Source organism: Microcystis sp. LE19-41.2A, from assembly GCF_027530405.1.
GTDB classification, from domain to species: domain Bacteria; phylum Cyanobacteriota; class Cyanobacteriia; order Cyanobacteriales; family Microcystaceae; genus Microcystis; species Microcystis aeruginosa.
In genome coordinates, this window is record NZ_JAPZQJ010000400.1 from 1 (window position 1) to 6,066 (window position 6,066).

At 41.8% G+C, this 6,066-nt stretch carries 6 protein-coding genes and 2 pseudogenes; 7 read left to right on the plus strand and 1 reads right to left on the minus strand.

Going from position 1 to position 6,066, the window contains the following annotated elements:
• From O9290_RS16355 to O9290_RS16365, 3 genes and pseudogenes are all read left to right on the plus strand, one after another.
• Positions 1–151: pseudogene (locus O9290_RS16355) on the plus strand (transposase); the annotation flags it as partial.
• A 177-nt stretch (positions 152–328) separates the two neighbouring features.
• Positions 329–442 (plus strand): annotated as a pseudogene (locus O9290_RS16360) (transposase); the annotation flags it as partial.
• Positions 443–509: 67 nt separating this feature from the next.
• Positions 510–1,043: a MogA/MoaB family molybdenum cofactor biosynthesis protein gene (locus tag O9290_RS16365; RefSeq protein WP_004159364.1), complete on the plus strand. Its 534-nt coding sequence runs from the start codon at positions 510–512 to the stop codon at positions 1,041–1,043.
• 1 nt (position 1,044) lies between these two features.
• Here the strand turns inward: O9290_RS16365 and O9290_RS16370 are convergent, their stop codons facing one another.
• Entirely contained in the window at positions 1,045–1,656 is a 612-nt protein-coding gene (locus O9290_RS16370) for a DUF8692 domain-containing protein (RefSeq protein WP_004159365.1), read from the minus strand.
• Positions 1,657–2,001: 345 nt separating this feature from the next.
• Between O9290_RS16370 and O9290_RS16375 the strand changes: the two genes are divergently transcribed.
• From O9290_RS16375 to O9290_RS16390, 4 genes are all read left to right on the plus strand, one after another.
• Positions 2,002–2,667: an urease accessory protein UreF gene (locus O9290_RS16375; RefSeq protein ID WP_004159366.1), complete on the plus strand. Its 666-nt coding sequence runs from the start codon at positions 2,002–2,004 to the stop codon at positions 2,665–2,667.
• Between the two features lie 148 nt (positions 2,668–2,815).
• Positions 2,816–3,766, plus strand: a complete 951-nt coding sequence (locus O9290_RS16380) for a glycosyltransferase family 2 protein (RefSeq protein ID WP_193959194.1) — start codon at positions 2,816–2,818, stop codon at positions 3,764–3,766.
• 5 nt (positions 3,767–3,771) lie between these two features.
• Entirely contained in the window at positions 3,772–4,362 is a 591-nt protein-coding gene (gene hpsU, locus O9290_RS16385; RefSeq protein WP_004159371.1) for a hormogonium polysaccharide biosynthesis acetyltransferase HpsU, read from the plus strand.
• A gap of 587 nt (positions 4,363–4,949) precedes the next feature.
• Positions 4,950–5,966: a vWA domain-containing protein gene (locus O9290_RS16390; RefSeq protein WP_288059587.1), complete on the plus strand. Its 1,017-nt coding sequence runs from the start codon at positions 4,950–4,952 to the stop codon at positions 5,964–5,966.
• The last annotated feature ends 100 nt before the right edge of the window (positions 5,967–6,066 follow it).

Genomic DNA, 6,066 nt, shown 5'->3' on the forward strand with positions numbered 1-6,066 from the left:
TCGTACAGTACAATTCATCAGAAACAAAGCATTAAGGCTTTGGATGGATGCCAAGAGAGAAGACAAAATCGATAAATATTCTCTCAATAAATATTGTGCAGTTCTCGCCCAACAGTTCAAGTTTGTCGATACTCTAAATTCGGCTCTTCGGGACTTGGTATGGTTCGATAGGGGGGCATAAATCGACTAAATCCTTATCTGGCAAGAGATTTAATTGATTAGTTCGCTCTAGATCGCAAACAATTGACAAAAATCGCGGTAATGTCTTTCTCTATAAGGGTTTCATTCCTTATAACCCCCATCCATTGCATAACACAAACCGAAGAGCCAAAGATGTGTAGGATTGGATGTAGGCTTAAAAGTTTTCTACGCTAATAGTTATGGGGAAACGGTAGAAATACCGCAATACTATCGCCAGGCAGAAAAAAGATTAAATCGTCTGACCCCCCCTTGCCCCAAGGGGCGCTCTGGCGAATGTTGGATACGTCCTGTCAGATTAAGGAAACTCGATGAACCAAGAATCCCTCGCTTTTAGTGACGGGAGTGTCAATCCCCATCCCGACACCGCCCCCCTTAACCTTACCTGTGCCGTAGTCACGGTGAGCGATACTCGTACCCCAGAGACGGATAGGAGTGGCCAAATAATTCAAGAGTTACTAACTCGATCGGGTCATGATATCGGCCTATACTTAATTATCCCCGATCAACCCTTACAAATTCAAGCAATCTTACCAGAGATTAGCAATCAAAATCAGATAAAAGTCTTAATTCTCAATGGGGGTACGGGTATTGCTCCCAGAGACAATACCTATGATGCTTTAGTACCTTTATTAAGGATTACTTTGCCCGGTTTTGGCGAATTATTTCGTTATCTCAGCTATCAGGAAATTGGCTCCCGTGCCATGGCATCAAGGGCAATAGCTGGGGTTTATCAAAACTTATTAGTCTTTTCTCTCCCTGGTTCCACTAATGCCGTTAAATTAGCCCTAGAAAAACTGATTCTTCCCGAAATTTTACATCTGGTTAAACAGATGAATGGATAATTTATTGGGATTTGATCTGGGCTGAAATTTCTTGAAAACATACATCCCAAAAATAGCCAGCTAGATTCACAGCACTTAACAGTTTAGGAATTCCTTCACTTAGACTAGCAAAACCTTGATTTTTAAGCTGGAGAAAATCGATAGCGATTGCAAAAGTTAAAAGTGCTAAAGCAATGATTAAAATTTGGTAATAAGTTTGTCTTATTCGCCGCCAAAATGCTAAACCATAAATCAGAATTGCGAGGGCATAAACAGAGATAGTCAAAAATTTGGAAATATTAAAATAGAGGAGAATGATATGAATTCTGAAGATTTCATTGATGGCAAAAAGTCCCGTTATTATGCCAGAAACAAGTAAAAAATGGCGAGAATTATTGAAACTTGCCTTGCGGGACAATAAAGCATAACTAAAAAGGCAAACAATCGGAGGGAAACAACAAAGCAATTGAAAAGAATGGGTTAATAAACCAGCGATCGGAGTTGGGGGAGTAGCGGGAGGATAAAACAAAAGACTAGAGTTTAATTCTGCCCGATCAACCCAAGCAGTCAAAGCTAAAATCAAGAGGAGAACGACAAGATTTATTTTCAGAAAATGCTGTTCTCGTGAGGACATAAGTAGAGTTGGTTGAATAAATCTAAAAACCTTGTTGGATAATATCTTTAGGCTTTTTTGAAATCAAAAAGTGCCAGCCGAGAGTGATTGGGGGGAAAATCCCTGGACTTTTTCCCTGAAAATTAGGTAATTGACTCCCTGAAAATGGGGAAAACCCCACACCCCACACCCCACACCCTGCCACCAAGAAAAACTTTTTGCCGCAAACCCTAAGTATAGTAGTTGATAATTGTGGCTATTAATCACGGTATAATTCACAAAGTGCCGCTTTCTACCCGCTCGATCTAAATAACGAAGTGCCAAGCATTTCCCTGATTGTGTTAAGGACAATTTTCTCGGTTTTCTATGCTCAATCAAAAAGAACTTTTGTGTTTATTACAATTGGCTAGTCCCATTTTACCCGTGGGGGGCTATAGTTATTCCGAAGGGCTAGAAACCCTCGTCGAAAAGGGGATTATCTCCAATAGTGCCAGCTTAAATGATTGGTTAGAGCGATCGCTTTGTCAAGGCTCGATTCGCTTAGAAACGGCTGTTTTGGTAAGGGTATATCGTTGTTTTTGTCAAGAGGATTTTACAAAACTTAATTATTGGGACAATTGGTTATCGGCAACGCGGGAAACGGCCGAATTAAGACAACAAAGCTGGCAAATGGGGCGATCGCTGTTAAACTTATTGCGGGAGTTAGCACCGGCCAGAGATAATCTACCAGAACAGGCTAATTATGCCACCGCTTTTGCGATCGGGGCAAGTCATTGGCAAATTGGCGAAGAATTAGCGGTTTTAGGCTATTTACACAGTTGGGCAAGTAATTTAATCAATGCAGGATTGCGTTTAATTCCCCTTGGACAAACCCTAGGACAATCGCTTCTGATCGGTTTACAGCCCAGTTTATTAACAGCAACAGCAGATATTATCAGTTTAGCCGATGAAAACCTGAGCAGTTGGAGTTGGGGGCTAAGTTTTGCCAGTATGAACCACGAAACCCAGTATAGTCGTCTATTTCGCAGTTAGAAATTTAGGGAGAAGAGCAGGAGAATGACGTAAAAACCGAATAAGGTATAGTAAGATAAAAAAAAATCTTAGGTCCTAGTTCTCGCTTTCTGAGTGACTAAGGGTTTTAAGGAAAGATGCGAACACTCTACCTAGCCACAGTGTGCCAATGTTTAGTCAATCAGAAAAAATTCCCGTTTCGGTGTTAATTCCCGCCAAAAACGAGGAATCTAACCTTCCCGCCTGTTTAGAGAGTGTTGCTAGGGCTGATGAAGTGTTTGTCGTCGATTCCCAAAGTAGCGATCGCTCGATCGAAATATCTACCAACTATGGGGCTAATGTAGTCCAATTTTATTTTAATGGTCGTTGGCCGAAAAAGAAAAACTGGTCCCTCGATAATCTGCCTTTTCGCAATGAATGGGTATTAATCGTCGATTGTGATGAGAGAATCACCCCCGAACTATGGGACGAAATCGCCACCGTGATCCAAGATCCCGACTATAACGGTTATTATCTCAATCGTCGCGTCTTCTTCCTCGGACAGTGGATCCGTTATGGTGGCAAGTATCCCGACTGGAATCTGCGTTTATTTAAACATAAGTCGGGCAGATACGAGAATTTAAACACGGAAGATATCCCCAACACGGGAGATAACGAAGTTCATGAACACGTTATCCTTGATGGCAAGGTGGGATATCTGAAAAATGATATGCTGCACATCGATTTCCGCGATATCTATCATTGGTTAGAAAGACATAATCGTTATTCCAACTGGGAAGCGCGGGTTTATTACAATATTCTCACGGGTAATGACGAAAGTGGCACGATCGGAGCGCACCTGTTCGGTGATGCGGTGCAGAGGAAACGTTTTTTAAAGAAAATATGGGTAAAATTGCCCTTTAAACCGCTGCTGCGCTTTATTCTCTTTTATTTTATCCGTCTCGGTTTCCTGGATGGCAAAGCTGGTTATATCTACGGTCGTCTTTTGAGTCAGTACGAATACCAAATAGGGGTTAAATTGTACGAATTACGGCAATTTGGCGGTAAATTAAACGTTAATGCCCAGGCTAATCCCCCGGTTAAACCCTCGGAACCTCAACCCGCAGAAATGATTAAATAAGTCCTATGTCCCCAGAAATCCGCACCGATGAGGAAGCGTGGCTAGATCTGCGTACCTACGATCAATCTTGGTTTGATCGCGGTCGTTCTAATCCAATTATCCTACTTTGGTGGTTAGTACAGGGGATTCTTTTCCCCCTTAGTTTGCACCAGATGGATAGCTTTCGCTGCGCTGTTTTGCGTCTATTCGGGGCTAAAATCGGCCTTGGGGTGAAAATTCGCCCGACGGCAAGGGTTTCTTATCCTTGGAAAGTTGCGATCGGCGATTATACTTGGATTGGCGATGATGTGGTGATTTATAGTTTAGATAACGTTACCATCGGCAGTCATTGTGTGATTTCTCAAAAATGCTATCTTTGCACTGGCAGTCACGATCCCAGCGATCGCTCTTTCAGCTTAAAAACCACTCCCATCCTCATTGGTAATGGTACTTGGATCGCAGCCGATTGTTTCCTGGCTCCGGGGGTAAAAATTGGCTCTAATGTTGTTATTGGGGCAAGAAGTAGCGTATTTGCCGATATTCCCGCTCAAAAGGTCGCTTGGGGCAGTCCCTGTCGTCCTCAATACGATAGAAAGATGAATTCTTATAGCAGTTAGGGCTGACTCAATAAATCTAAAAACCTTGTTGGGTAAGACTTTTAGACTTTTTGGAAACCAAAAAGTACCAGATCCCGGAGTGATCGGGTGGAAAATTCCGGGACTTTTTCCCTGAAAATTAGGTAATTGACCCCCTCAAAATCGCTAAAACCCTACACCCTACACCCCACAACCGTTCGGACCTCGGCGTGAGCTTTTGTCAAACGCTGAGCTCACGGCCGAAGCCTGCCCCCAGGAAAAACTTTTTGCCGCAAACCCTATTTATTGTAGGGGCGTAAGGCTTGCGCTCAGACTAAATCTGGTTTTATTGGCTACTCCTGATCTATTCGTCTTGAGCTAAAGCGATTATGCCATCTGATTTGTAAATTTTTGTGAAGATTTATGGTTTATCTTGAATAACTGAGGAAACTAGCTCAAATAACTGGTAAAACCAAAAATAACCCTTTTTTGAGCTATTTATCATCAATTAATCTTAAATTAAGTCTAAAAAGACTATTTTTGGCAATTAAAGCCTAAGCTTGTTGATCTTCTGCATAACTTCTCCTCTAAGTCACGATATAGAGAAGTAGGGTGATCAAAAACAGCCTATGACTAGCTTAAGACAGAAGCGAACGAGAAAAATCAGTAAACCCCTGCTCTTTGGGTTATGGGGTGCGGGAGGGTGCTTAATTGCTTCTCTTTTTGGTGAAATTTTCCTTCATTTTGCCTTACCCCCTGCTATTACCCCTGTCACTCCCTCTATTCCTAAAGTAGATATACTCTTTGTTTTAGATGTCACTGCAAGTATGAATGAGGAGATAAATGGCGTAAAAGAAGGAATTCAGCAGTTTTCCCAAGAATTAAGCAGCCAAAAGCTAGATGCAAAAATCGGATTAATTGCCTTTGGCGATCGCTTATATGGGGAAGAAAGCCAGATTTTAAGCTTTCCCGACGGAGTTTTTACCGCAGATCCGACTTTATTTAGGCAAAAAGTGGCGGAAATTCAACAAGTTAATGGCGGAGATGCTCCAGAAAGCAGTTTAGATGCTTTAAATTTAGCAGCAAATCAGCCTTTTCGCTCAGATTCGACTAAAGTTATCCTTCTGATCACGGATGCTCCTCCTCAAGTTCCTGATTTAACGATGAAATCTTTAGATGGGGTTAAGAGAAGTTTACAGATTCACCAGATTAACCAACTTCACTTAGTTATACAGTTTACGGATCAATTCACCTATCGTCAATTACAGGCAAATAACCCTGGAGAAGTCTTTTTGTTGGGTGAAACCGCATCGGGAAGACAAGGATTTGCCAAAATCTTACCCTTACTGGGTGAAACTATTGCTCAAACCACTTTACAAAGTTTACAAAGTAATCAAAATTATGCCACAGAAGATCGAGAGCGATTATTGATGGTGACATCGGTTTGGACGGGAATTTTAGCCATTGGTATTGCTTTAGCCTTAATAATGGGGCAAAATGCCTATTTGCGTCGTCGTCTTTTAGGGATATCCGAAGGTTTTCAAGGCACATTTGGCAGTGTCATCGCTGGAATTATTGCCGGAGCAGTCGGACAGTTAATTTTTACGGCTCTTCGGTTTGTGTTATGCAATGGATGGGGGTTATAAGGAATGAAACCCTTATAGAGACAGACATTACCGCGATTTTTGTCAATTGTTTGCGATCTAGAGCGAACTAATCAATTAAATCTCTTGCCAGATAAGGATT